Source organism: Leeia sp. (assembly GCF_041909055.1).
GTDB lineage: Bacteria > Pseudomonadota > Gammaproteobacteria > Burkholderiales > Leeiaceae > Leeia > Leeia aquatica.
This window is the reverse complement of record NZ_JAYREC010000007.1, coordinates 55,706-82,156: the sequence shown is the minus strand read 5'-3', so window position 1 is coordinate 82,156 and position 26,451 is coordinate 55,706. Positions and strand designations below refer to the sequence as shown.

Sequence of the window (26,451 nt, the reverse complement as noted above, 5' to 3'; positions counted from 1 at the left end):
CTGCCTCGTTGAATGTTGCGCAGACTATACCGCGCATCGGGTGGATACGCTACCCATGCGGCCCAAAGTAAAAATGCCCGCCGGACCAGCCGGCGGGCATCATGCGCTTGACCTGTTTTACTGGTTGATCTGTTCGACCAGATGGCAGGCAATCTGCCGGTCTTCTACCTTGCGCAGTTGCGGTACTTCGCTGCTGCAACGGCTGTTGGCATAAGGGCAGCGCTTGTGGAAGGTGCAACCCGATGGCGGATTGAGCGGCGATGGCAATTCACCGGTGATCTTGATCTTGATCGTACGGTGTGCCGGGTCAATGGTGGGCGTGGAGGACAGCAGCGCCTTGGTGTACGGGTGCAGCGGGCGGCTGAAGATCTTTTCCTTGTCGCCGAACTCGACCGCGCTGCCCAAGTACATCACCATCAGCTGGTCGGCAATATGTTCCACCACCGACAGGTTGTGCGAGATGAACACGTAACCGACTTTGGTCTCTTCCTGCAAGTCCATGAACAGGTTGAGGATCTGTGCCTGAATCGACACATCCAGTGCGGAGGTCGGTTCATCGGCAACGATGATCTTCGGGTTCAGCATCATGGCGCGGGCGACTGCAATCCGCTGGCGTTGACCGCCAGAGAACATGTGCGGGTAGCGCTGCACGAACTCCGGACGCAGGCCGACCTTTTTCATCATCGCCTGCACCTTCTCGCGCCGCTCGTCACGGCTGAGCTGGGTGTTGATGATCAGCGGCTCTTCCAGCATCTGGCCGACGGTCTTGCGCGGGTTCAGCGAGCCGTATGGGTTCTGAAACACCATCTGCACCTTGCTGCGCATGTCTTTCAGTGTCGCGGTATTGGCAGTGACAATGTCCACACCGTCAATCGCCAGCTCGCCACTGGTGGGGCGCTCGATCAGGGTCAACGCACGGGCCAGGGTGGACTTGCCACAGCCAGACTCACCGACCACCGCCAGCGTCTGCCCAGCGCGCAGGTCAAACGATACGCCGTTCAGCGCCTTGACCGTGGCGTGCGGTTTCATGAAACCGCGCGACACATCGTAGTAGCGGGTCAGGTTGCGCGAAGAGAGGATAATGGGTTGTGGCTTGCTCATGCCGGCACTCCTGGTTGGTCGGCACGCGTCTCGGCCAGATTCAGGGGGAAGAAACAGCGCGCTGCGCCACCGTTAACCGGGGTCAGCTGCGGGCGTTCCTTACGGCAGCGATCGGTCGCAAACTTGCAACGCGGTGACAGCAAGCAGCCTTGCGGACGGTCATACGCACCCGGCACCACACCCGGCAGGGTGGGCAGGCGAGCCGCACCCTTGCTGTGCTCCGGAATCGAGTCCAGCAGCGCCTGGGTGTAGGGGTGATGCGGCGCTTCAAAAATCGCCGGGACACCCGCGGTTTCCACCACCTGACCCGCGTACATCACCGCCACGCGTTGAGCGGTCTCCGCCACCACGGCCAGATCGTGCGTGATCAGGATCAGGCCCATATTGTTCTGCTTCTGCAGGCGAACCAGCAGCTCCAGCACCTGCGCCTGAATGGTCACGTCCAGCGCGGTGGTCGGTTCATCGGCAATCAGCAGCTTGGGATTACAGGCCAGCGCCATGGCAATCATCACCCGTTGCGCCATCCCACCCGACAACTGGTGCGGATAGGCGGTCAGACGCGATGCCGGATCAGGGATCTCCACCAGCGAGAGCAGCTCCAGCGCACGGTCCTTCATGGCCGAGCGGCTGGCCGGCTGGTGCTCCTTCAGGGTTTCAATGATCTGGTGACCCACCGTGTAGCTCGGATTCAGGCTGGTGCCCGGATCCTGGAAGATCATCGAGATGTCCTTGCCGATGATCTTGCGACGCTGACGCGGCGTCATCTTCAGCATGTCCTGCCCATCGAACATCAGCTTGTCCGCCGTGACCCGACCTGGGGCATCAATCAGGCCCATCATGGCCAGCATGGTGACGCTCTTGCCCGAACCGGACTCACCCACAATACCAACCAGCTCACCCGCATCCACCGACAGGTCCATGCCTGATACGGCGGCAAACGCTTTACCGACCGGTCCGAACTCGACCGACAGGTTTTTGATTTCCAGCAAACTCATGGATTCAGTCTCCGCTCAGGACAGGCGCTTCAGTTTCGGATCCAGCGCATCGCGCAGGCCGTCACCCATCAGGTTGATCGCCAATACCGTGATCAGGATGGCCAGACCCGGCAGGGTCACCACCCAGCTGGCGGTTTCCATGTAATCACGGGCGTTAGCCAGCATGGTGCCCCACTCCGGCGTCGGCGGCTGTGCGCCCAGCCCCAGGAAGCCAAAGGCAGCCGCTTCCAGAATGGCATTGGAGAAGCCCATGGTAGCCGTTACGATGATCGGTGCCATGCAGTTCGGCAACACGGTATTGAACATCAGACGCAGGATGCCCGCCCCGGCTACGCGGGAGGCAATCACATAATCCTTGGCCAGCTCGGCCATCACCGACGCGCGGGTCAGCCGCACGTAGCCCGGCAAGCCCACCACCGCAATGGCGATCATGGTGTTCACCAGCGAGGGCCCGAGGATGGCAATGATCACCAGCCCCAGCAGCAGGGAGGGCAGCGCCAGCATGATGTCGGTCAGCCGCATGATGGTCGTCCCCAGTGCACGCGGGAAGAAGCCCGCCAGCAGGCCGAGAATCACCCCCGGAATCATGGACATCAGCACCGAGAACAGGCCGATCAGTAGCGACAGGCGAGCACCAGACAACAGGCGGGACAACATGTCACGACCTACATCGTCGGTACCCAGCAGAAACGTCGAATTGCCCCCCGCCCAGGAAGGCGGTTGCAGCATGGCTTCGCGATACTGCTCGATCGGGCTGTGGCTGACCAGCATGGGGCCGAACAAAGCGCACAGGATCATGAAAATGAAGACGAACAGCCCCGCCACGGCCCCCTTGTTCTGGGAAAAACTACGCCAGAACTCTTTCAGTGGGTGCGGATACTGGGCTACGGGTTCCTCTGCGGCTACTGCCGCCAGGGTTTGATTTTGACTCATGCTAGTGTCTCACTCAGTGCATGCAGGGGCCACGCCTTAGCGGGCATGACGGATACGCGGGTTGACGACGCCATAGAGCAGGTCCACGATCAGGTTAACCAGAATCACCATGGTCGCTGTGATCAGGATACCGCCCTGCACCACCGGGTAGTCGCGGCGGCTGATGGCATTGATCAGCCAGCTGCCCACACCAGGCCAGGAAAAGATGGTCTCCGTCAGCACAGCACCCGCCAGCAGGGTACCCACCTGCAGACCAATCACGGTAATCACCGGGATCAACGCATTGCGCAGGGCGTGTACAAAGATCACCCGCATGGACGACAGTCCCTTGGCCCGAGCAGTACGCACATAGTCCTCACGCAGCACTTCCAGCATAGAGGAGCGGGTCATCCGGGCAATCACTGCCAGCGGAATGGTGCCCAGCACCACCGTCGGCAGAATCAGGTGGGTCCATGCTGAGCGGAAGGCACCCGCATTGAGCTCCGGATCTGCAGATTCGGCCATCCAGCTGTCGATCAGCATGAAGCCGGTCTTCGGCACAATATCAAACTCCAGATCCATCCGGCCGGATACCGGCAGGGCTATCTCTGGCCACAAGGTCCGCATGTAATTAGAGAAAAACATGATCAGCAACAAGCCCCACCAGAAGATCGGCATGGAGAAGCCCGTCAGCGAGATGCCCATCACGCCATGATCAAAAATGGAGCCACGCTTGATGGCGGCCAGCACCCCGGCCAGGATACCGAACACAGCGGCGAACAGCAGCGCACAGACCGACAGCTCGACGGTGGCCGGGAACAGCTTGATGAATTCACCCCAGACAGGCTCATGTGTTACCAGGGATTTGCCCAGATCCAGATGCAGTGCATGCTTCACATAGTTCAGATACTGCTCATACAGCGGCAGATCCAGCCCCAGGTTGTGCATGGCACGTTGATAAAACTCGGGATCCAGCTTGCGCTCGCCCACCATCAGCAATACCGGGTCGCCGGGTATCAGGTGAATCAGGGCAAAGGCGATGATGGTAATCCCGATAAAAGTAGGGATCACCAACAGCAAGCGGCGCAGAATGAACGAAAACATAGGGGTTCGCCTGTGGTTGGTGGGGGTGAACCATGCCTGACGGACACGGCTACCGGTTAACAGAAGTGCCTGACCTCATTCTAGGTAATTTTACGTAGAGGCGGGCGCGATAATACCCGCGCAAGGCGGCTTGTTCAAGCAAATCAACTGGTTGCAGTGCAACAAAAAACAGGGTTTGTGTTTTAGTGCAACAAAAAACAACTGTTCAATCGGTCAGATAGACTTTATAAAAATTGTGGCTGCCAAACGGGCTTTGCACAAAGCCCCGAACCGACTTGCGCATGGCAATCGGCTGCATCGGGTATACGGTCGGTATCCAGGGCGCTTCTTCATGAAACAGTTGTTGCGCTGCTTCATACAGCCGCGCACGCTCCCGGATGTCCGAAGAGGCACGGGCTCGGCTCAGCAACATGTCAAAATCCGGGTTGCACCAGCGCGAGCGATTCCCCCCGCTGGCGACAGCCGCACAAGAGAGATTGGGCGTGAGGAAGTTATCAGGGTCACCATTGTCACTAACCCAGCCAAACAAGGCCAGATCGTGCTCGCCACGCGCGGTTCGGCGCAATACCTCACCCCATTCCATCTGCACCACTTTGAGTTTGACGCCAATTTTGGCCCAGTCGGCCTGCAGCAGCTCGGCCGCTTTCTTGGCATCAATCAGGCCGCCCGTTCGCGCCAGCATCACCAGCTCCGTGCCGTCGTAGCCGGATGCTTTGACGAGCTTGCGGGCTTTGAGCAGATCATAGGGGTAATCGGATGTCGTAGTACTATACGACCACATACCGGGCGGGATCGGGTTCCAGGCCGGTGTCGCATTGCCGCTCAGTACCGCCTTGATGTAGGCGGCCTTGTCCATGGCCATCCAGAGCGCCTGGCGGAAGCGCTTGTCCGACAGCCAGCGCCGGGAGGTATTGGGAGCCACATACATGGTCCACAGCGCCGGGATGCTGTTTACCTGAATCTCAGGGTGGCTGCGCAATTGCGGCAGGCTTTCCGGCTTGGGTTGAATGGCAATCTGGCACTCATTGGCCAGCAAGCGCTGCACCCGCACAGCATGGTCCGGCGTGATGGAAAAGTACAAATTTTCAATACGAGGTGCGCCGCGCCAGTAATCGGCGTGCGCCTGATAGCGGATGGTCGCATCCTTGTCATAGCGCTTGAACAGGAACGGGCCGCTGCCAATCGGGTGGGTATTCAAGTCTTCCAGACGGCCCGTCCGCAGCAGCTGATCGGCATATTCCTTGGACAGAATGGATGCAAAGCCCATCGCCAGATTGGCGATGAACGGTGACTCGGTCCGCTGCAAGGTAAAGCGGACCACATAGGGGCCCTGCTTGTCGATGGACTTGATCAGCCCCGCCAGGCCCAGGCTACTGGCAAAGGGATAGCCGGAGGGTGCAGAAGCATACCAGGGGTGATTGCGATCTAGCATGCGCTGGAAGGTGAACAGGACATCATCCGCGTTCAGCGTCCGCGTTGGGGTGAAATACTCGGTGCGATGGAAGCGCACGCCCTGCCGCAGATAAAAGGTGTAGCTCAGCCCGTCGCGGGATACCTGATAGCGCTCCGCCAGACTGGGGATGACCCGTGTGGTACCGCGCTCAAAATCCAGCAGACGATCATACAGAGCCTCACTGGAGGCATCATTGGTCACAGTCGACTGGTAGCGCGCCATGTCGAAACCTTCCGGCGCATTCTCGGTGCATACCGTCAGGCTCTTGCTGGCACTCCAAGCGGAGAGGGAGACGCCGCAAGCCATCGTCAAGGCAACCAGGAACCGTAACCGCACTGTTTGGCCACTCCACCGGGACGCTACAAACAAAAACCGCCGGGCAGCCAAAGCCACCCAGCGGTTTCACGGGTTACTGCATTACTTCAGGCTAACACCCTTGAAGATCATGTCACCCAGCGGGCTTTGCACGAAGCCTTGCACATTCTTGCGCATCGGCACATACACCACCGAGTGGGCGATGGTTTGCCACGGTGCTTCACGCTTGAATACGTCTTGGGCTTGCATGTAGTACTTGGTGCGTTCCTTGACGTTGCTGGTCAGCTTGGCACGGCCCACAAGGTCGGAGAACTCGTTCTGGCACCAGCCCGCACGGTTGTTGCCACCTGCGACAGCATCGCAGGACAGCAACACGTACAGGAAGTTGTCCGGATCCCCATTGTCACCGGTCCAGCCCAGCAGCATGGTGTCATGCTCACCAGCCTTGGTACGCTTCAGGTACTCACCCCATTCGTAGGTCACGATCTTGGCCTTGACGCCGATCTTTTCCCAGTCTGCCTGGATCAGTTCGGCCATCTTCTTGGCATCCGGGTTGTACGGACGCACGACCGGCATGGCCCACAGGGTGGTCTCAAAGCCATTCGGGAAACCGGCCTTGGCCAGCATGTCCTTGGCCTTGGCGGTGTCGTAGCCGTAGTCTTTGGTGCCCTTGTTATAGGACCACATGGTCGGCGGGATCGGATTCACAGCAGCGTTACCGATGCTGATGTCACCACTTTTGTACACCGCATCCAGAATGGCTTGCTTGTTGATGGCCATCGACAGGGCCAGGCGCACATCACGGTTGTCGAACGGCTTGTGACGCACGTTGTAAGCCAGATAGCCAACGTTCAGGCCAGCCTGGTTGGTCATCTTGATGTTCGGATCACCCTTCAGGCTGCTCAGTTCTTGCGGCTTCGGGGCAAAGGCCACCTGGCACTCATTGGCCTTCAGCTTCTGGGCGCGGACAGCGGAGTCCTTAGTGATGGCGAAAATCAGATTGTCGATGGCTTGCTTGCCGCCCCAGTAGGTCGGGTTGGCGGCAAAGCGAATCTGCGCATCCTTTTCGTAGCGCTTGAACACAAAGGCGCCGGTGCCGATCGGGGCGTTGTTCAGTTCATTGGCCTTGCCTTCAGCCAGCAGCTTGTTGACGTATTCGGCGGAGATCACGGTGCCGGTCGGCGGCAGCGCGATGTCGGCCAGGAAGGTGGCGGACGGCTTGTTCAGCACGAAACGCACGGTCAACGGATCAACCTTTTCCACCGACTTGATGGTGGTGTCCAGGCCCATGTCGCCAAAGTACGGGTATTCCGGAGCCGGGCTCACTGCCTTGTTGTACGGGTGGTCTTTCTTCAGCTGGCGTTCGAAGGTCAGCACCACGTCATCAGCGTTGAAATCACGAGTCGGCTTGAAGTATTCGGTGGTGTGGAATTTCACACCCGGACGCAGCTTGAAGGTATAGGTCAGGCCGTCTGCCGACATTTCCCAGCTGGTAGCCAGTGCAGGAACCACTTTGGTGGTGCCGCGTTCGAATTCAACCAGACGGTTACCCACGGTGTGGGAGGAGGCATCAAAGGTGGTACCCGCGGTATAACGGGCCGAATCGAAACCTTCCGGGCTGCCTTCGGAGCAGTACACCAGGGTCTTGGCTGCCTGTGCGCCCATGGCGCTCAGCGCCAGTGCGACAACAGCGGCTACTTTCACAGTGCGAAGCTTCATCATGTAGATCGTCCTCTCTCAGAATACCTTGGCTTTTTGGTTTATATGAACCACCACGGCGACATACCGAACTGCAGCACATATGGCGCGCAAATTAGCATAGTCCAGCGTGCAGGTGAACAGGATTTTTTGCCCTCGCCAAACTTTTTCTTTAGCAATTTGACAAGAGCATGAACACTGTCCACCCGAACAGGTCGCCGCAACAACCCTGCAAGCCGCATTACAACTCGACTTGCGTACCCAGCTCCACCACCCGGTTGGTCGGGATGCGGAAAAAGTCTGTCGCCTTGGTCGCATTCTTCGACATCCAGGCAAACAGCTTCTCCCGCCAGATGGCCATACCCGGCACCTTGCTGGCAATCAGCGTCTCACGGGTCAGGAAGAAGGAGGTTTCCATCATCTCGAAAGCCAGGTTGTGCTGCTCGCCACTGATCTTGAGAATCTCATGGATATCCGGCTCCTCCTTGAAACCGTAAATGGCTTCAACCTGCCAGAAGTTATGACCGAGGCTCTGCACCCGTAGCCGGTCAATATCCGGCACATAGGGAATGTCCTCAGTAGTGATGGTCAGCAACACGTTGCGCTCATGCAACACCTTGTTGTGCTTCAGGTTATGCAGCAGGGCATGCGGCACCCCGGTTTTGCTGCCTGTCATGAACACGGCGGTGCCCTCCACCACGTGCGGTGGGTGCGCCCCGACACTCTCGACAAACATTTCCAGCGGCAGGCTGTCTTCGTTCAGGCGTTTGAACAGGATGCTGCGGCCACGTTTCCAGGTGGTCAGCAGGGTGAAGGTCACGGCACCAATCGCCAGCGGGAACCAGCCGCCCTCCGGAATCTTGATGGCGTTGGCCGAGAAGAAGGCAATATCGACAATCAACAGCATCGCAATGCCGGTGCTGATCAAGCCGATATGCCACTTCCAGATGCGGCGCATCACCACAAAGGTCAGGATGGTGGCCATCACCATTTCGGTGGTCACCGCAATACCGTAGGCTGCACCCAGATTGCTGGAGGAGCGATAGGTCAGCACCAGCAGCAACACGATGATCATCAACACCCAGTTGATGAAGGGGATGTAGATTTGACCAATTTCCCGTTCAGACGTGTGCAGGATGTCCAGCCGTGGGCAATAGCCCAGTTGCACCGCTTGGCGTGCCACCGAGAATGCACCGGAGATGACAGCCTGCGATGCAATCACGGCAGCACAGGTAGCCAAAATCACCATCATCCAGCGGAACCCCTCGGGCACCAGCAGATAGAACGGGCTCTTTACAGCGGTTGGGTCTGCAATCAGCAGGGCGCCTTGTCCAAAATAGTTCAGCACCAAGGATGGCATCACAAAACCAAACCAGGCGGCCCGAATCGGAAAGCGTCCAAAATGCCCCATATCGGCATACAGCGCCTCAGCGCCCGTAATCGCCAGCACTACAGAGCCCATCACAAAGAAGGCCTGCACCTTGTGCTGCAGGATGAAGCTGAGCCCATACCATGGGTTAATGGCTTTCAGCACTTCCGGATGATGCACAATTTGCGCCAGACCCAGCACCGCTAACGCGCCAAACCAAAGCAACATGACCGGTCCAAACAGCTTGCCCATGCTGGCCGTACCGAAGCGTTGAATCGCAAACAGCAGAAACAGGATCACCACGGCAGCCGGCACAACATAGTGCTCAAATACCGGGTTCAACAGTGACAACCCCTCGACCGCCGACAACACGGACATGGCCGGGGTAATCATGCCATCGCCAAAGAACATCGAGGCCCCAAAGATGCCCAGCACCATCAGGAACCAGCGCGTGGTTTTACGCTCGGTACCACGCAGCGCGAGCGTCATCAGCGCAAGAATGCCGCCCTCGCCGTTGTTGTCGGCGCGCATGATGAACACCACGTACTTGATGGACACCACGATCATCAGCGCCCAGAAAATCAATGACAGCACGCCATAAATACTCTCCGCGGTGAACGGAATGGCATGCGGGCCACCAAAGCATTCTTTCAAGGTATACAAGGGGCTGGTGCCGATATCGCCATACACCACGCCGATTGCGCCCACAATCAGTCCGGCAGCTTTCTGCGGACTGGTGGCTGAGGACGAACTCATTTGGGAGGAACTCCAGAATTTGGAGTAAGCATGCTAACAGTTTGCACTGCAGCACGAAAGCTCAGCCCCGAGGATGATGCTCGCTGTGCAGGGCTTTCAGTCGCGCGCGCGCGACATGGGTGTAAATCTGGGTGGTGGAAATATCGGCATGCCCCAGCAGCAGCTGCACCACGCGCAGATCGGCACCGTGGTTGAGCAAGTGGGTGGCAAATGCATGGCGCAGGGTATGCGGGGAAATCGTACGTGAACTTCCCGCAGCGACGACGCCCCCCACCAGCAGATAGCGCTTGATCAACTGCCAGAACATCTGCCGTGTCATTGCCTCGCCCCGGCGGGTAACAAACAGGGCTTCACTCTGACGTCCTTGCAGCAGCTCAGCACGCGCCTGCCGCAAGTAGCGCTGCAGCCAGTCCAGCGCCACATCCCCAAGTGGCACCAGCCGCTCCTTGTTGCCCTTGCCGAACAAGCGCACAAAGCCCGCGGTCAATTCGGTCTGGGCCAAGGTCAACTCGGTCAGCTCGGTAACCCGCAGCCCCGTTGCGTACAGGGTCTCCAGCATCGCACGGTCGCGCAGCCCCAGCGGGGTCGCCACATCAGGGGCCTGCAGCAAGGCGACGACCTCCGCTTCAGACAGGGTACTGGGCAACGGTCGCGGTGCGGCTTTCATCTCCAGTGCCACGCTCGGGTCTTGCAGCACGGCAGACTCACGCAGCAGATATTGATAGCAACGCTTGATGGACGACAGCGCACGCCGCACGCTGCTGGCCTTGCTGTGTTGCAGGCGCTCACCCAGGTACGTTCCCAACAGACTGGCATCGGCCTGGCGCAGACCTAGCCCTTGCGACGCCAGCCACACCATCAGTTGCTGCAGATCCAGCTGATACGCCGCAATGGTCTGCCGTGACAGACCATCCTCCAGCCAGATGGCATCCAGAAAACGCGCCAGCCACTGCTGGCTGTCGGCATCAATCGAAGAGGCTGGCTTGTCGGGATTCATGTTGCAGTAACCAGTGCTTGATGGACAGGGGGCCATCCTGTTTGCCCTGCATGAAGCCTCCCAGCCCGTCCTGCCCCACCACCCGGTGGCAGGGAATCAGCAAGGGAATCGGATTACGCCCGCAGGCATTACCCACCGCTTGGGCACTCGAACCCAGCACGGCTGCACCCTCGCCATAGCGGGCAGGCTGCCCAGCCGGCAGCTGGCAAAGCCATTGCCATACCTTGCGATCATGCTCACTACCCTGCGGTTGCAAGGGTAGCGTAAAACTGAACTGCCCCTGCGCCCGATATTGCAGCAGTTGCTGCCAGAGCGTACGGGCCAGTGCAGACGCCCCTTCCTCGCCGGGATGTACCGGCAAAAAGGCGGCTTCCAGCACGGCATCGGTGCTACAGCGCACGCCCAGCGAGAAATCCGGAAAGGGAAAACGCAGAGTCCACATGCTCACTTCTTGCGCGGCTTGGCGGGGGATACCGGCTTGTTTGCCGCACCCGCAGTTTCCGCGGCAGGCGCCGCCTCCAGCGCTTGCGCTTCGGTCACCGCACCCAGCCGATACAAGGCCTGCCGTGCCAGCAGGCTGGCTTCCTGTCGAGCTGCGCCCGTCAAGCCTTGCCGTGCAACCATGGCGTGTGCAGCCGTTTCCGTCCACAGGCCCAGCCCCAAGGCGGACCTGGCACGCTGCAACTCACGTTGCGCACCCACTTCCGTGCCCGCGCTACGTACCAGCGCCTGCCACAGTGCAGCCAGTTCGCCCGGTTTGGCTTTTTCTGTCCACAGCGGCAATGCGGTCAACCATTCATCCGTGGCACCTGGTTTGGCCCATGCCAGCAAGCGCTTGCGCGCCTCATCCCGGGCACCAATCGCCAGCAGGTCACGCTGGCGTGCCAGCTGCGCCGGGGCGGGCAAGTCATCGGCCAGCCCCGGCCACCATTTGGCGGCCAACAGCGCGTCGCCCCCCTCTCGGCCTTGCGGCCCCAGACCCAGCTGCATCGCCAGCTCCTGCCGTTGCGGTGCGGATAGCTGCGCCTGCCATTCAGCCTGCCCCTGCGGCATGAGTTGCGGCAGCAATTGCCATTGTGCTACCGGCTGGTTAGACCATTGCGCCAGCAGCGCCTGTGCCGCTTGGCTACGACGCTCCGGGCTGCTGGCTTCACGGTTCTGGTAAGCCAGCAGCGGGATGGCCTGCCATTGCTGTTCGGGGGGCAGCTTGGCCTGCAAAGCCCACCAGGCGTCATCATCACCGGTCAGCAATTGCGCCTGGTTACCAATGCGCTCACCCTGCCGGGCCCATTGCGCCAATAGCGCCGGGGCCTCCACGCCCTTCGGCAGCCGGGCTTGCGACAACAGCACGCGTCCGATCTCGACTTGCAGGCGGGCATGATTCAGATCGGTCGACACCCGATACAGCAGCTGCAGTTCCTCAGCTTGCCACGTCATGCTCGGGTTTGTCAGTTGTTTGAGCAGCCAGGCCACGAGCACCGCTTCATTGGCCTGACCACTGCGCCAGGCCAGTACCTGCGCAGGCAGGCTGTCTGCCGGGAGCGGCAGAGCCTTCACGGCAGCAAGGTCGGGCTGGCTTTGCAGCAAGGCCTGCACCGCCAGTTGGCGCAACAATCCCTCAGGCAAGCGCAGCCCCAGCCCACCGGCTCGCCCCGCCTCACGCAAGGCATCGTCCAGTTGATTGTCGCGCAGCAGGCTCTCCAGCAACGCGGCTGAGGCTTGCGCCCGCATCTCGGGGGGCAGGGTATTTTCTGCCGCCAGCAGCGGCGCCAGATACTGCCGTGCGGCGGTCAACTGCCCTTGCTTCAACGCTTGTTGCGCCACCCACAGATTGGCCGCAGGCCACAACAAGGGCGCGCCGGGTAGCAGATGCTGCTGCAGGGCGGGCAGTTGCTGCTGTTGCAGCAAGGCTTGCAGGCGGAAGGTTTCGCGGTTGGGCCAGGCAGGGTCGGTAGGCTCCACAGCGGGCTGCTGATCCAGCCAGTACAATACCGCCGTCGCCTGCCCGTCCTTCAGCCACTGCGCCAAAGGCATATTGTCTGCCAGCGCCTGCCCGGTTAACCATAGCCCGGCACACAGGCCTATCCACCATGTCTTGCTTTGCATCACGCCTCAGTCCATCCACAACAGAATCCTGGCGGCATGTTGCTTGGCCCGTTCCGCAAGAGCAAGAGCAATCATGCATTTTTTACATCTTTAGCCGCAAAAAAAAACGCGGAGCTTGCGCTCCGCGTTCTCCGGATCAGGGGATGCTCAGGCATCCCGAAGTCCTGACTTACTCTGCAGCCGGGGCAGCCACGGCAGCAACCTTGCGTGCCGGCAGCTTTTCCTTGATGCGGGCCGACTTGCCGGAACGCTCGCGCAGGTAATACAGCTTGGCGCGGCGCACGTCACCACGGCGCTTCACTTCAATGGCAGCCACTTGCGGCGAGTACAGCTGGAACGTACGTTCCACGCCTTCGCCGGAAGAAATCTTGCGCACGATGAAGGAGCTGTTCAGACCACGGTTACGCTTGGCGATCACCACGCCTTCGTAAGCCTGCAGACGTTCACGGTTTCCTTCCTTCACCTTCACTTGCACCACTACGGTGTCACCCGGGGCGAATGCCGGAATGGTTTTGCCCAGGCGGGCGATTTCTTCTTGTTCCAGAATCTGGATCAGGTTCATGATGCTATTCCTGTTGCTTGGTGTCTTGTTCCTGCGGCGGACAACCCGGGGCGCTCGCATCTGGGCGAGCGGCCTGCCGCGTTTCCTCCTGAAACGCAGCCAGCAGACGAGACTCCTCTTTCGACAGCGGGCGTTGTTGCAGCAGATCCGGCCTACGCAGCCAGGTGCGCCCCAACGCCTGTTTCAACCGCCAGCGGTTGATCTCTTTGTGGTGACCGGACAGCAAAACACCGGGCACCGCCATATCTTCATACACTTCCGGCCGCGTGTAATGCGGACAATCCAGCAAGCCGGAAACAAACGAATCTTCTTCTGCCGACGCGGCATCATTCAGCACGCCCGGCAATAGCCGGATCAGCGCGTCCATCAGTACCATCGCCGGCAGCTCACCGCCAGACAGTACATAATCGCCAATCGACAGCTCTTCATCCACCTGGCGTTCGATCAGGCGCTCATCCACGCCCTCGTAACGCCCGGCCAGCAAAATCAAACCTTCACGCTGGCGCAAATTCTGTACTGCAGCGTGATCCAGTCGCCGCCCCTGCGGCGACAGGTACACCACACGCGGCTGCGCCACGCCAGCGGCCTGCTGTGCGGCGCGCGCGGCAGCCAGTGTTTTCTCCAGTGGCTCCGGCAGCATCACCATGCCCGGCCCGCCCCCGTACGGACGATCATCCACCGTACGGTAGGCATTGCTGGTGTAATCCCGTGGATTCCAGCATTGCAGGCTGCACGCCCCAATGCGGAAGCCTCGTGCGCTGACCCCCACATCAGTCAACGCCTTGAACATCTCCGGAAACAAGGTCACCACATCAAAGCGCATGACCCTGCCCCCGCACCAAGCGCTTAATAGTCGCGCTCCCAGTCCACCGTAATCTGCCGGTCAGCCAGGCTGACTGCATGCACAATCTGCCGCACAAACGGAATCAGCCGCTGCGGCTCACCTTGCAGCACCAGCAAATCATTGCCGGCAGACTCCAGCAAGTGGTCCACCACACCCAGCGCCTCGCCACGCAGGTTCACCACCGACATGCCAACCAGATCAGACCAGTAATACTCGTCCTCTTCCGGCACCGGCAGCTCGCTGCGAGGCACAGCCACCGTCAGGTTGCGCAACAGGGCGGCCTGATCGCGGTCATCACAGCCCACGAACTTGGCAACCAGCCCCTTGCCGTGCAGCTTGGCGGTTTCCAGCTGATAGGGTCGCCAGACCTTGCCGTTACCCAGATGCCACTGCTCGTAATCGAACAGGCTGTCCGGATATTCGGTATCGGCATAGACATGCACCCAGCCGAGCACCCCAAAAGGCGCGCCGACCTTGGCCATGGGCACGAGGTCGGCGTCGGGTACCGCGACAGGCGTGTCAGCGCGTTGCAAGGTGCTCACCCGCAGCTGGCCTGTACAGACTTACTTGGTGCGCTTGACCAGCTTGGCAACCGAGTCGGACACTTGAGCGCCAACACCGATCCAGTAGGCCAGACGATCCTGAGCCAGACGCAGGCCTTCCTCGCCCTCGGCAGCCACCGGGTTGTAGAAACCGATGCGCTCGACGAAGCGGCCATCACGACGGTTGCGGGAGTCCGTTACCACCACGTTGTAGAACGGACGGTTCTTTGCACCGCCACGAGCCAGACGAATTACGACCATGATTCTCTACCTGAATAGTAAAATGGGTGTTATGCCAAAGAGGGCAGATTTTACGCGCACATTCAACTGTTTGGCAAGTCTTTGCACATATCAGCCCTAGCCACCACACCAAGCTGTTGCAAGACCGCCAAACACCGCCGTCCGCGCCGGCTCAGCGCATGCCGGGGAACATGCCCTTCATGCCACGCATCAGCTTGCCGATACCGCCCTTGCTGAATTGCTTCATCATTTTTTGCGTGGTTTCAAACTGGTTCAGCAGGCGGTTCACTTCCTGCACCGTTACCCCCGCCCCCGCCGCGATACGACGCTTGCGTGAAGCCTTGATCAGCTCGGGCTTGCTGCGCTCCTGACGGGTCATCGAATTGATGATGCCTTCAATGCGGTTGATGGCCTTCTCGTCCGCGCCGGCAGGCAGCTGCCCGCCCAGCTGTCCGGTCAACTGCGCGGGCAGTTTGTCCATCAGCCCGCTGATGCCGCCCATCTTGCGCATCTGCACGATCTGCATCTTGAAGTCTTCCAGGTCAAAGCCCTTGCCGGACTTGACCTTGGCCATCATCTTCTTGGCCTCTTCCTGATCGACCGACTTCTGCGCTTCTTCGATCAGGCTCAGCACATCGCCCATGCCGAGCACGCGGGACGCCATCCGCTCCGGATGGAAAGGCTCCAGCCCGCCCACTTTTTCAGCCACACCGACAAACTTGATCGGCTTGCCGGTAATCTGCCGCACGGACAAGGCTGCACCGCCACGAGCATCACCATCCAGCTTGGTCAGCACCACGCCGGTCAGCGGCAGCGCCTCACTGAAGGCGCGCGCGGTATTGACAGCATCCTGGCCCTGCATGGCGTCCACCACAAACAGGGTCTCGATCGGATTCAAGGCGGCGTGCAGCGCCTTGATTTCCTGCATCATGGCCTCGTCAATAGCCAGGCGACCCGCCGTATCCACCATCAACACGTCGAACAGATGGCGGCGGGCATGTTCCAGTGCCGCGCGGGCGATGGCCACCGGCTCATCGCGGTCGGACGAGGGGAACCATTCCACCCCTACTTGCTCGGCCAGCAAGCGTAGCTGCTCTATGGCCGCCGGGCGGTACACGTCACAGCTGACGACCAGCACTTTCTTCTTGTGCTGCTCGCGCACGTACTTGGCCAGCTTGCCCACGGTGGTGGTCTTGCCCGCCCCCTGCAGACCGGCCATCAATACGATGGCCGGAGGCTGTGAGGCAAAGTTGAGGTCGACATTGGCCTCACCCATCAGCCGCGTCAGCTCCTCATGGACCACACCGATCACGGCCTGGCCCGGGCTCAGGCTGCCAATCACCTCCTGCCCCATGGCCCGTTCCTTGACCTGGGCGATGAAGGCCTTCACCACCGGCAAGGCCACATCGGCCTCCAACAGCGCCATGCGCACTTCACGCATCGCATCGCTGATATTGGATTCAGTCAGCCGCGCTTCACCGCGCAGCGTTTTCATGATGGTCGACAAACGACCGGTCAGATTATCAAGCATGGCGTCACATTACTCACCGGTTTGACCGGCGGAAGGTTCAGGAAAGCAAAGGTGTGCCCTGTTGCACACCCGCAAGCAGTGCAAGTGATGATAGACTGCCATTCTGTCGATTTTACCCGACTCACACGCGGCTTACATGTTTTCCTTTGTCATAGCCCTGATTTACCTGATGCTGGCCTGGCACTTCCAGCGCACCCGCTGGGCCGGGCGCTCGCCTTTGCTGCCGGTTCGAGTCGAGCCTTACGTGCTCGGCGTCGCCCTGCTGGCCCACGCTGCAGTCCTGGGGCTGGCGGTAGTGACCCCACTGGGCGTTAACCTGGGCATTGGCAACGCCACCTCCATGCTGGCCTGCCTGATCTTGCTCATGGTGTATTGCAGCGCGCACTGGCAAAACCTCTCTGGCCTTTACCCTTTGCTACTCCCACTGGCCGCGCTCGGCACCGGGCTGCAGGCCATCCTGCCGGCCCAGCACTTGCTGGTGGATGCCAGCCAGCCCTGGTTCAAGCTGCACCTGTTGCTGGCGCTGATGGCTTACAGCCTGTTATCCGTGGCCACGTTGCTGGCGCTGTTCATGACGGTAGTGGAGTACAACCTGCATCATGTTCAGAACCATCGCAGCCTGCAGCAACTTCCGCCGCTGCTGGGACTGGAGCGATTGCTGTTCAATACCATCCTGGTGGGATTCCTGCTGCTGACTGCAGCGCTGATTTCTGGCGCGCTGTTCTCTCACAGCCGTCTTGGTGCCTGGTTCCTTCCCAATCACAAGAATATTTTCTCGCTGATCTCCTGGCTGGCCTTTGGTGGTCTGCTACTGGGCCACCACACCCTGGGCTGGCGCGGACGTCTGGCCACGCGCTTGACCCTGCTGGGCTCCGTCTTCCTGTTGCTGGCCTATGTCGGCAGCAAGTTTGTGCTGGAAGTGGTGTTGCGGCGCTGACGATCCAGCCCTGAGGCCCTGCTTTGGACGACATCCCCTCCTACCGCCTGCTGTGGCTCACATTGGGCTTGCTGGCCGGTTGCGGCCTGCTGGCGGCAGCAGAATTCAGCCTGCTTTCTGTCAACCGCCTATTGCTGCGCCAGCATGTCCAGAACAAGCACTGGGGGGCTCGACTGGCGCTGCGCCTGCTGCAGCAACCCGAGCAGCTGCTGGCGACCCTCCTGCTATGCCGCATTGCGCTGTATCTGAGTCTGGCCGGTTTCGCCACGCTGTGGGCAGTCGATCATTTTACCGAGCTGGCCTTGCCCGCCATGCTGTTGACCTGGGCATGCTGCCTGCTGGCCATCGTGGCCGTCAGCGAGCTGGCACCACGACTGGCGGCATTGCTGCCCGCACCGGCCCTGGCCTACGCCTGCAGCTATCTTCTGTATGTGCTGCGGGTCATCTGCCTGCCGCTGAGCCAGGGCTTGCAATGGAGTATCCGGCAATTGCTGCGGCCACTGGCCAATGCCCGGCCGCAGGATGACCATGATGCCCTGCGACTGCTGCTCGGCGAGTCGCCGCACTTGTTTCAGGCGCAGCATCGCACCCTGCTACTGAACCTGCTGGACCTGTCCTCCCGCACGGTGAATGACATCATGACGCCGCGCCAGCACATGGAGCGATTTGACCTGTCGCAGCCTGCCGGACAAGGCTGGCATCAACTCGCCATGGCCCGGCACACCCTGCTGCCAGCCTATCAGGGGGACGACGAGCAGATCAGCGGCATCCTGCACGCCCGCAAAGCCCTCTCCCTGCGCCAGCGGGATGACAGCCCCTTGGCCACCCTGCAGCCACTGATTCGCCCTCCCCTGTTCATCCCCTCCGGCACCCCCTTGCTGACGCAGCTACGGGAATTCCAGCGGCAGCGGCAGCGCATGGGGCTGGTCGTGGACGAATATGGGGAGATTCAAGGCCTGCTGACTTTGACCGATATACTGGGCGAGGTGCTCGGTGAACTCCCCTCGGAGGGCCGCAATCAGGCTGGCTGGCAAGCGGCCGAGTCGGGCTCGGTACTGGCCGATGGCGCCTGCCTGCTGCGCGACCTGCAGCAACAGTGCGGGCTGCCGTTACCGCTGGATGGTCCGAAAACCTTGAATGGCCTGATTTTGCAGCAACTGGAAGGACTACCCGAAGTGGGGACCTGCCTGCGCCTGGGCGAGGTCATCATCGAGGTCATCAGCATGCAGGAACGGGGCGTCAAGCGGGCCCGCCTGAGCCACAGAGTGTCGCAGGCAAGCAACACTTGAAGGTTTTGCTGGGCAGTCCAGCAATAATTCCATTATCATTGCGCCGCTCCCGGCCTGCTCTAACGCCGGAAATTGCGCTAAAGTTAAAGACGAATTGTTAGCGAAAGCGATACCGTGGCAATCTCTCCCAACATGCTTCCTGGCCTGGCCCGGGCCCTGATCCAGCAGAACCTGCTGAGCGAAGCCGATGCGCTCACCCTGCAGGAGCAAGCCCAGCAAGGCGGGATTGGCTTTGTACAGCAGCTGGTGCAAAGCAAGAAGATGCCCGCTCGCAAGGTCGCCGAATTTGCAGCCAATACCTTCTGCTTCCCGTTGCTCGATTTGTCCAGCTTCAACCTGGACTATCTGCCCAAAAACCTGCTCGACCAGAAACTGATGATGTCACGCCGGGCGGTGCCGCTGTACAAGCGCGGCAACACGGTGTTCATCGGCATTGCAGACCCCACCAATAACGACGCGCTGGATGAGATCAAGTTCAAGCTCGGTTCAACCATCGAAGCCGTGGTGGTCGAGGACGACAAGCTGGGCAAGCTGATTGACGCCCAGATTGAGGCCAGCGGTGCCAATCTGAAAAACCTGATGCTCGACGACTCGGACCTGCAGCTGTCCGCGGGCGAGGAAAAGCAGGAAGAGGCCGATGGTGGTGCGGACATTGATGATGCACCTGTCGTCCGCTACATCCAGAAGATCCTGATGGACGCCATCAATGGTGGCGCCTCGGATATTCACTTCGAGCCTTACGAGAAGTTCTACCGTATTCGCTACCGTACCGATGGTGTATTGCATGAGGTTGCACAGCCCCCGCTCGCCATCAAGGAAAAAATTGCCTCCCGCATCAAGGTGATTTCCAAGTTGAACATCGCCGAGAAGCGGGTGCCGCAGGATGGCCGCATGAAGCTGGTGCTGTCCAAGAGCCGCGCCATCGACTTCCGGGTGTCCACCCTGCCGACACTGCATGGCGAAAAGATCGTAATGCGTATTCTCGACCCCAGCAGCGCCACGCTGGGTATCGACGCGCTGGGCTATGAGCCGGAGCAGAAAGAAAGCTTGATGAATGCCATCAAGCGGCCTTACGGCATGGTGCTGGTCACCGGGCCCACCGGCTCCGGCAAGACGGTGTCGCTCTACACCTGCCTGAACATCCTCAACGAGCCTGGCATCAATATTGCCACCGCTGAAGACCCGGCTGAAATCAACCTGGCCGGGATTAACCAGGTAAACGTCAATGACGCAGCGGGTCTGACCTTTTCCGCCGCCCTGAAATCCTTCCTGCGGCAGGATCCAGACATCATCATGGTGGGTGAAATCCGGGACCTGGAAACCGCAGATATTGCCATCAAGGCCGCGCAGACCGGTCACATGGTGTTCTCTACCCTGCACACCAATGATGCGCCTACTACGCTGACGCGCCTGATGAACATGGGCGTGGCCCCGTTCAATATTGCCAGCTCAGTGATTTTGATCACGGCGCAGCGGCTGGCGCGGCGCCTGTGCAGTGCCTGCAAGAAGCCGATTGACCTTCCGCCCGCCGCCTTGTTGCGTGCCGGTTTCACCGAGGATGACCTGGACGGCAGCTGGAAGCCCTACCAGCATGTGGGCTGCGATGCCTGCAAAGGCTCCGGCTACAAAGGTCGCCTGGGGATCTATCAGGTGATGCCGATCAGTGAAGAAATGCAGCGTATCATCATGTCCAACGGCAACGCCATCGACATTGCCGATCAGGCGAAGCGCGAAGGGGTTCGTGACCTGCGACAATCCGGCTTGCTGAAAGTCCGCCAAGGGCTAACCTCGCTGGAAGAGATCGAAGCCGTTACCAACGAATGAACCATTACGGATAACTGCCATGGCCACCGCAACTGCAGTCAAGAAAACCGCCGGCAAGTCCGGAACCCAGGAAGCCCTGTTCCTGTGGGAAGCCAAAGACAAAAGTGGCAAGACCGTCAAAGGCGAAATGCGCGCGGCTACCCGCGAGGCCATCGCCTCCCAACTGCGCAAGCAGGGGCTGAAACCTGCCGTGATCAAGAAGGCCCGCCGCTCACGCGGCAAGCGGATCTCGGAAAAGGACATCACCCTGTTCACCCGCCAGCTGGCCACCATGATGAAATCCGGTGTGCCGCTGCTGCAAGCTTTTGACATCGTGGGCAAAGGCCATGGTAACCCGTCGGTGGCCAAGCTGCTGATGGACATCAAGTCGGATGTGGAGACCGGTAGCAGCCTGTCGCAAGCCTTCCGCAAGTATCCGCTTTACTTCGACAACCTGTTCTGCAATCTGGTCGAGGCCGGTGAACAGGCTGGTATTCTGGATACCCTGCTGGACCGCCTGGCCATCTACAAGGAAAAGATCCTGGAAGTGAAGGGCAAGATCAAGTCTGCCCTGTTCTATCCGGTATCCATCATTGTGGTGGCTTTCGTCATCACCGCCGTGATCATGATTTTCGTGATTCCCGCGTTCAAGGAGCTATTCACCAGCTTTGGCGCGGACCTGCCAGCACCTACCCTGTTCGTGATGGCGCTGTCAGATGCCTTTGTCGAGTGGTGGTGGGCCATCTTTGGTGGCATCTTTGGCGGCCTGTATGCCTTCTTCTACATGTGGAAACGCTCCCGCACAATGCAGATGCGCATGGACAAGCTGATGTTGCAGCTGCCGGTTTTTGGCGATGTGATCCGCAAAGCCACGCTGGCGCGCTGGTCGCGTACGCTGGGTACCATGTTTGCGGCTGGCGTTCCGCTGGTGGAGTCACTGGACTCGGTGGGGGGCGCGTCCGGCAACCAGGTCTATGTCGAAGCCACCAAAAAGATTCAGGCTGAAGTCAGCATGGGTACCAGCCTGACCATCGCCATGCAGAACAGCAAGGTGTTCCCCAATATGGTGCTGCAGATGACGGCCATTGGTGAGGAATCCGGTTCGCTGGACTCCATGCTGGCCAAGGTGGCCGACTTCTACGAAGAAGAAGTGGACCGTGCCGTCGAAGCCCTCTCCAGCCTGATGGAACCGATGATCATGGTGGTACTGGGTACCCTGATCGGCGGCATGGTGGTAGCCATGTACCTGCCCATCTTCAAGATCGGTCAGGTTGTCTGATGCAGGAACTGTTCGGTAGCATGCCACCCGCAGTATGGGTGGCCATTGCGGGTGGGTTTGGTTTGCTGGTGGGCAGCTTTCTCAACGTGGTCATCCACCGTCTGCCGAAGATGCTGGAAACCGGCTGGCTGAGTGATGCCCGTGACATCCTGGGTCAACTGGGCGAGGACGGTGGCCCCCATGCGGCCGCCTATCAGCAAGCCTCCAAGGTGGTGGGTGGCACCCTCAGCCCGCAGCGCTACAGTCTGGTAGTGCCGCGCTCAGCCTGCCCGCACTGCGGTCATGCCATCAGCGCGCTGGAAAACATCCCCTTGCTGAGCTATGCCTTGCAAGGCGGCAAGTGCAAAGGCTGCCAGGCGCGCATTTCGCCGCGTTACCCGCTGGTGGAGCTGCTCAGCGGGCTGGCTGCGGCCAGCTGCATGGCACAGTTTGGCGGCCATGACCTCTGGCTGGCACTGGCGCTCTATGGGCTGTGTGCCATCCTGCTGGCCTTGACCTTCATTGATCTGGACACCATGTACTTGCCGGACGATCTCACCCTGCCCCTGGTGTGGGCCGGCGTATTGCTGGCGTGGGCCGGTCACGGTCTAGTCGCCCTGCCACAGGCCGTGCTGGGTGCAGCCGCTGGTTACCTGCTGCTGTGGAGCGTGTACTGGCTGTTCAAGCTGTCCACCGGCAAGGAAGGCATGGGTTATGGTGACTTCAAGCTGCTGGCCGCGCTGGGTGCCTGGCTTGGCTGGCAAGCCCTGCCGCAGATCATCGTGATCGCCTCAGCGGTTGGCGCGGTGGTGGGCATCCTGATGATCGTGCTGGGCAAGCATGCCTGGCAGAAGAAGCTGCCATTTGGTCCCTATCTGGCAATGGGCGGGGTCATCACCCTGTTTGCCGGCAACCTGATTCTGCACTAGGCATGCACCGCCCCTGGGTCCTGGGCCTCACCGGCGGCATCGGCTCCGGAAAGTCTGCCGCTGCGGACATCCTGCAGCAGTGGGGTGCCACCGTGGTGGATACCGATCAGCTCGCCCATCAGCTCACCGCACCGCAAGGCGCAGCCATGCCCGCCCTGATCCAGGCTTTCGGCACTACCATTGCTGCAGCGGATGGCAGCATGGATCGCGCAGCGATGCGTGAGCGGGTGTTTCATGACCCCGCCGCCCGTCAGCAGCTGGAAGCCATCCTGCACCCGATGATCCAGCAAGCCGCTGAAGACGCCGTGCAGCAGGCACCGGGCGCATATGTGGTGTTGGTGGTGCCCTTGCTGTTTGAAACCGGCCATTACACGCAGCGGGTGCACCGTACGCTGGTGGTAGACTGTCCGGAAGACCTCCAGATTGCGCGCGTGATGCAGCGTAGCCAGCTGGATGCGGACATGGTTCGCCGCATCATGGCGCAGCAATGGAATCGTCAGTGCCGCTTGGCTGCTGCCGACGATGTGGTCGATAATCAGGGCAGTTTGGCCGAGCTGCAGGTGCAATTATGGCCTTTGCATCAGGCTTACCTTGAAAAAACCCGCCTATGGCGCGCCAATACAGGCTTTGCATGATGAAGCGGTTTGTATATTTGAGCTTGTTGGTGCAGAATGTGGCAAACCTTACTCCTGCCAGGCCATCGTGATCCAGTACGAGTTCCCTTTGAGCGAACGCATCCGCAGCTTGCTGCGGCTGGAAGACCTGTACGAGCGCTTTGAGCACTTTTCCGCCAAGACGGCGGGATTTGAACACCACTTTGCCTTGCAGACCCTTTTCGAGATCATCGAAATTGGCGCGCGTGCGGATTTGAAGTCTGATCTGCTGCAAGAGCTGGAACGCCAGCGCACCACGCTGGAAGCCTTGCGCAGCAATCCACAGATTTCAGAAGATGCGCTGGACCGCATCCTGCAGGAGATCGAACAGACCAGTGCCCGCTTGCTGGAAGTCACCGGCAAGTTTGGCCAGCACATCCGCGAGAACGAGTGGCTGATGGGCATCAAGCAGCGCATGAGCATCCCGGGTGGGGTCTGCGAGTTTGACATCCCGTCCTACCATTTCTGGCTGAACCACGAAGCCATGGTGCGGCAGTATGATCTCGTTGCCTGGATGAAGCCGCTGCTGCCCATCCGCGATGGCGTCGCCATCGTGCTGCGCCTCTTGCGAGACTCCGGCAAAACCCATCAGTACGTTGCCCGCAACGGCATGTTCCAGCAGATGTCGGGCGGCAAGCTGGTGCAGCTGCTTCGCGTCGACATGCCGGACGAGTTGATTGGCGTACCCGAGCTCTCCGCCAACAAATATGCCATCAATATCCGCTTCACCAGCCCGGGCGGCGAAGTCCGCCCGAAAACGCTGGATTGCGATGTGACGTTCACCCTGACCTACTGCAACCTGTAATGCCTTCCCGTACGATCCGGCAGGTTCCCTGCCCTAGCTGTGGCACCCTCACCCCGTTTTCACCGGATAACCGCTGGCGTCCCTTCTGCAGCGAGCGCTGCAAGCTGATTGATCTTGGCCAATGGGCCACGGAGCAATACCGGGTTGCCGCAGAAGATCAGGACGAAACCGGCGCAGAGCGTCTGAACTAAGCAGCGCCTCAGCGTGATGGCTGCTGGAACTGAAAGCGGTAGGGCGTACCATCCGCCCAGACCGTCACCTGCCAGTCATGCCGCCCCTGCACACATACCGGCAAGATGGCTGCACCCTGCCAGGAGCCTGCTTGCTGTTGCAGGGCAAAGCGAGCAGGCGGCATCTGCATGCCTTGCATATCAAACTGCACCGATAGCTGCTTTGCTTGTACGCCACTGACCGTGACGGCAAACCGCTGCAGGCCAGAGGCAGGCTGTAAAAAGCGCAATTGCAATGCCGAGCCGGTCTGATTAGGCCAGTGGCAACCTTGCAATGGGTCTGCACAACTTACCACGTGGCCCGTCAACTGGCTACGCTGCTTCAGCCAGCCCCAGGCCAAGGCCCCCACCACCAGCAGGGTCAGCAGCAACCACCCTGCGCGAAACAGCAACTTCATCGCAGCAATCCGTGCACCCCGATGTAACGGGCCGCCGCCAGCCCCTTAGGGAAGCGGTGCGTGCTGGCAAACAAGGGCAAGGGCGGGCCATCCACACACCATGCCTGTATCTCCGCCAGGGTCACGCTGTCATCCGCCCACACATAGTCCAGCCCCAGCCGGGCGGCATGCAGCAGCTGCTCGTGCAACTGGACCTGCGCTCCGCACCAGGTCACCGCGGCAGGCCGAGCCGACTGCAGCATCAAATCGCTGGCCGACCAATGCTGCAAGGGCTGTGGCCCAAGTACACCACACACCTCGCCACGCTGGCTCTGCTGCGGCGGCTGTGGCAGCAATACACCCTCTGCCGCGGCACTGCCCACCTGCATCTGGTCCGGCAGGGCCAGCCAGCGCAGGATCGCGGCATTGGCCGGCAACACCGGTTCAACCGCATGATGCGCAGGTGACACCCACGCCAGCTGCTGGCCCTCGTGCGCCTGCGGTTCACCCTGCCATTGCTCCACCTGGAAGAAGTGCAGGCGCACCCGCGCATGGGTGTAATCAAAGTTCTGCGTCACCCACGGCAGTGCTTGCTGTACGGTAATGCCCAGCTCCTCATGCAGCTCACGCTGCAGGGCCTCCGCAGCGGACTCTCCAGCCTCGATCTTGCCGCCGGGAAACTCCCAATAACCCGCCATCGGTTTGCCTTCGGGACGGCTGGCCAGCAGGAACGTGCCATCCGGGCGCTTGATCACGCCTGCCGCAACGTGCACGAAGCGCTTGGTCATGACTGTACCCCGCTTTGCCGACCGGCATAATCGCGGGCAAACTGCCACGCCACCCGCCCGCTACGCCCGCCACGAGACAGCGCCCACAGCAGCGCCTGCTGGCGTGCGGCCTCATCCATCACCGCGCCAAAATGCTGCAACCAGTGTGCCGCTGCCGCCAGATACTCGTTCTGGTCAAACGGGTAAAACGACAGCCACAGACCAAAGCGCTCCGAGAGGGCAATCTTGTCTTCCACCGCCTCGGCGGGATGGATTTCCTCGCCCACCAGTTTGCTGCGGGCATTGTCCTCAAAATACTCGGGCACCAAATGGCGTCGGTTACTGGTAGCGTAAATCAGCACGTTCTCACCCGGTGCCGTCACCGTACCATCCAGCGCCACCTTCAGCGCCTTGTAGCTGCCGTCCCCTTCGTCAAACGACAGGTCATCGCAGAACACGATAAAGCGCTCAGGCCGCCCGTAGAGTTGCTCGATCAGCTCCGGCAGATCCTGCAGCTCGCTCTTGTCCACCTCCACCAGCCGCAGCCCCTGATCGACAAAGGTGGTCAGCATGGCCTTGATCAGCGAGGACTTGCCGGTCCCCCGGCTGCCGGTCAGCAGTACATTGTTGGCAGGACGGCCCGCCACAAACTGGCGGGTGTTTTGCAGCATCTGCTGCTTCTGCGGCTCGATGCTGTGCAGATCATCCAGCGCAATGCGGTGCCAGTGCGGCACCGGCTGCAAATAGCCCCGCGCCCCCTGCCGCCGCCAGCGGTAGGCACTGGCCTGCCAGTCGTTGACGGGCAATGCCCCGCCCTCGAGGGCATCGGCAATACGGGCCAGCTGCTGCAGCACCTGCTGCTGAATATCCAGGCTCAT

26 protein-coding genes are annotated in these 26,451 nt (G+C 60.4%); 8 read left to right on the top strand and 18 right to left on the bottom strand.

The annotated features are described in order from the left end of the window. Window positions 1-117: 117 nt before the first annotated feature. The 15 genes from ACE3O2_RS16410 to ffh form a co-directional block, all read right to left on the bottom strand. Window positions 118-1,101: a peptide ABC transporter ATP-binding protein gene (locus ACE3O2_RS16410; protein WP_374339347.1), complete on the bottom strand. Its 984-nt coding sequence runs from the start codon at window positions 1,099-1,101 to the stop codon at window positions 118-120. Next, complete coding sequence (locus tag ACE3O2_RS16405) at window positions 1,098-2,096, bottom strand: ABC transporter ATP-binding protein (protein WP_374339345.1); 999 nt, start codon at window positions 2,094-2,096, stop codon at window positions 1,098-1,100. The genes ACE3O2_RS16410 and ACE3O2_RS16405 overlap by 4 nt, the downstream gene beginning before the upstream one ends. A 15-nt stretch (window positions 2,097-2,111) precedes the next feature. Then, window positions 2,112-3,029 carry an ABC transporter permease subunit gene (locus ACE3O2_RS16400; protein ID WP_168878559.1) on the bottom strand — a complete coding sequence of 306 codons (918 nt, stop codon included), beginning with the start codon at window positions 3,027-3,029 and terminating at the stop codon, window positions 2,112-2,114. A gap of 36 nt (window positions 3,030-3,065) precedes the next feature. After that, the gene (locus ACE3O2_RS16395) at window positions 3,066-4,112 is read right to left on the bottom strand and encodes an ABC transporter permease subunit (protein WP_168878560.1); all 1,047 of its coding nucleotides are present in this window, start codon (window positions 4,110-4,112) and stop codon (window positions 3,066-3,068) included. Between the two features lie 205 nt (window positions 4,113-4,317). Then, on the bottom strand, window positions 4,318-5,901 hold the full coding sequence (locus ACE3O2_RS16390; RefSeq protein ID WP_374339342.1) for an ABC transporter substrate-binding protein: 1,584 nt from the start codon (window positions 5,899-5,901) through the stop codon (window positions 4,318-4,320). 81 nt (window positions 5,902-5,982) lie between these two features. Next, window positions 5,983-7,602, bottom strand: a complete 1,620-nt coding sequence (locus ACE3O2_RS16385; RefSeq protein WP_374339340.1) for an ABC transporter substrate-binding protein — start codon at window positions 7,600-7,602, stop codon at window positions 5,983-5,985. Between the two features lie 217 nt (window positions 7,603-7,819). Then, window positions 7,820-9,703 (bottom strand): potassium transporter Kup, encoded by a 1,884-nt coding sequence (locus tag ACE3O2_RS16380; protein ID WP_374339338.1) that lies wholly within the window; start codon window positions 9,701-9,703, stop codon window positions 7,820-7,822. Between the two features lie 61 nt (window positions 9,704-9,764). Continuing rightward, window positions 9,765-10,673, bottom strand: coding sequence for a site-specific tyrosine recombinase XerD (gene xerD, locus ACE3O2_RS16375; RefSeq protein WP_374339559.1), 909 nt, complete (start codon window positions 10,671-10,673; stop codon window positions 9,765-9,767). Further along, window positions 10,669-11,142, bottom strand: coding sequence for a methylated-DNA--[protein]-cysteine S-methyltransferase (locus ACE3O2_RS16370; RefSeq protein ID WP_374339336.1), 474 nt, complete (start codon window positions 11,140-11,142; stop codon window positions 10,669-10,671). Before ACE3O2_RS16370 ends, xerD begins: the two co-directional genes overlap by 5 nt. Window positions 11,143-11,144: 2 nt before the next feature. Then, the gene (locus ACE3O2_RS16365; protein ID WP_374339334.1) at window positions 11,145-12,806 is read right to left on the bottom strand and encodes a hypothetical protein; all 1,662 of its coding nucleotides are present in this window, start codon (window positions 12,804-12,806) and stop codon (window positions 11,145-11,147) included. A 169-nt stretch (window positions 12,807-12,975) separates the two neighbouring features. Then, window positions 12,976-13,368 (bottom strand): 50S ribosomal protein L19, encoded by a 393-nt coding sequence (gene rplS, locus ACE3O2_RS16360; RefSeq protein WP_168878566.1) that lies wholly within the window; start codon window positions 13,366-13,368, stop codon window positions 12,976-12,978. 4 nt (window positions 13,369-13,372) lie between these two features. Beyond that, window positions 13,373-14,191 carry a tRNA (guanosine(37)-N1)-methyltransferase TrmD gene (trmD, locus tag ACE3O2_RS16355; RefSeq protein ID WP_374339332.1) on the bottom strand — a complete coding sequence of 273 codons (819 nt, stop codon included), beginning with the start codon at window positions 14,189-14,191 and terminating at the stop codon, window positions 13,373-13,375. Between the two features lie 23 nt (window positions 14,192-14,214). After that, a complete protein-coding gene (gene rimM / locus ACE3O2_RS16350) occupies window positions 14,215-14,745 on the bottom strand; it encodes a ribosome maturation factor RimM (RefSeq protein ID WP_240947329.1) in 531 nt (176 codons plus the stop codon). Between the two features lie 30 nt (window positions 14,746-14,775). Then, entirely contained in the window at window positions 14,776-15,015 is a 240-nt protein-coding gene (rpsP, locus tag ACE3O2_RS16345) for a 30S ribosomal protein S16 (RefSeq protein WP_168878568.1), read from the bottom strand. Window positions 15,016-15,166: 151 nt separating this feature from the next. Further along, the gene (ffh, locus tag ACE3O2_RS16340; protein WP_374339329.1) at window positions 15,167-16,525 is read right to left on the bottom strand and encodes a signal recognition particle protein; all 1,359 of its coding nucleotides are present in this window, start codon (window positions 16,523-16,525) and stop codon (window positions 15,167-15,169) included. A gap of 136 nt (window positions 16,526-16,661) precedes the next feature. Here ffh and ACE3O2_RS16335 point away from each other — a divergent pair, with 136 nt between their 5' ends. The 8 genes from ACE3O2_RS16335 (at window position 16,662) to ACE3O2_RS16300 (ending at window position 24,390) form a co-directional block, all read left to right on the top strand. After that, complete coding sequence (locus tag ACE3O2_RS16335; RefSeq protein ID WP_374339327.1) at window positions 16,662-17,462, top strand: inner membrane protein YpjD; 801 nt, start codon at window positions 16,662-16,664, stop codon at window positions 17,460-17,462. 23 nt (window positions 17,463-17,485) lie between these two features. Continuing rightward, a complete protein-coding gene (locus ACE3O2_RS16330) occupies window positions 17,486-18,751 on the top strand; it encodes a CNNM domain-containing protein (protein ID WP_374339325.1) in 1,266 nt (421 codons plus the stop codon). 132 nt (window positions 18,752-18,883) lie between these two features. Then, the gene (pilB, locus tag ACE3O2_RS16325) at window positions 18,884-20,575 is read left to right on the top strand and encodes a type IV-A pilus assembly ATPase PilB (protein ID WP_168878638.1); all 1,692 of its coding nucleotides are present in this window, start codon (window positions 18,884-18,886) and stop codon (window positions 20,573-20,575) included. Window positions 20,576-20,594: 19 nt separating this feature from the next. Next, window positions 20,595-21,833 carry a type II secretion system F family protein gene (locus ACE3O2_RS16320; RefSeq protein WP_374339323.1) on the top strand — a complete coding sequence of 413 codons (1,239 nt, stop codon included), beginning with the start codon at window positions 20,595-20,597 and terminating at the stop codon, window positions 21,831-21,833. Then, window positions 21,833-22,741, top strand: a complete 909-nt coding sequence (locus ACE3O2_RS16315) for an A24 family peptidase (RefSeq protein WP_374339321.1) — start codon at window positions 21,833-21,835, stop codon at window positions 22,739-22,741. Before ACE3O2_RS16320 ends, ACE3O2_RS16315 begins: the two co-directional genes overlap by 1 nt. Window positions 22,742-22,743: 2 nt before the next feature. Next, entirely contained in the window at window positions 22,744-23,376 is a 633-nt protein-coding gene (gene coaE / locus ACE3O2_RS16310; protein ID WP_374339319.1) for a dephospho-CoA kinase, read from the top strand. A 67-nt stretch (window positions 23,377-23,443) separates the two neighbouring features. Continuing rightward, window positions 23,444-24,199, top strand: a complete 756-nt coding sequence (gene zapD, locus ACE3O2_RS16305) for a cell division protein ZapD (RefSeq protein ID WP_168878639.1) — start codon at window positions 23,444-23,446, stop codon at window positions 24,197-24,199. Beyond that, on the top strand, window positions 24,199-24,390 hold the full coding sequence (locus ACE3O2_RS16300) for a DNA gyrase inhibitor YacG (protein WP_374339317.1): 192 nt from the start codon (window positions 24,199-24,201) through the stop codon (window positions 24,388-24,390). The genes zapD and ACE3O2_RS16300 overlap by 1 nt, the downstream gene beginning before the upstream one ends. An 8-nt stretch (window positions 24,391-24,398) precedes the next feature. Here the strand turns inward: ACE3O2_RS16300 and ACE3O2_RS16295 are convergent, their stop codons facing one another. From ACE3O2_RS16295 to ACE3O2_RS16285, 3 genes are read right to left on the bottom strand one after another with little or no spacing between them, the layout of a single operon-like run. Further along, complete coding sequence (locus ACE3O2_RS16295) at window positions 24,399-24,827, bottom strand: hypothetical protein (protein ID WP_374339315.1); 429 nt, start codon at window positions 24,825-24,827, stop codon at window positions 24,399-24,401. Next, window positions 24,824-25,594 carry an 8-oxo-dGTP diphosphatase MutT gene (gene mutT, locus ACE3O2_RS16290; protein ID WP_374339313.1) on the bottom strand — a complete coding sequence of 257 codons (771 nt, stop codon included), beginning with the start codon at window positions 25,592-25,594 and terminating at the stop codon, window positions 24,824-24,826. Before mutT ends, ACE3O2_RS16295 begins: the two co-directional genes overlap by 4 nt. Then, window positions 25,591-26,451, bottom strand: a complete 861-nt coding sequence (locus tag ACE3O2_RS16285) for an ATP-binding protein (protein WP_374339311.1) — start codon at window positions 26,449-26,451, stop codon at window positions 25,591-25,593. The genes mutT and ACE3O2_RS16285 overlap by 4 nt, the downstream gene beginning before the upstream one ends.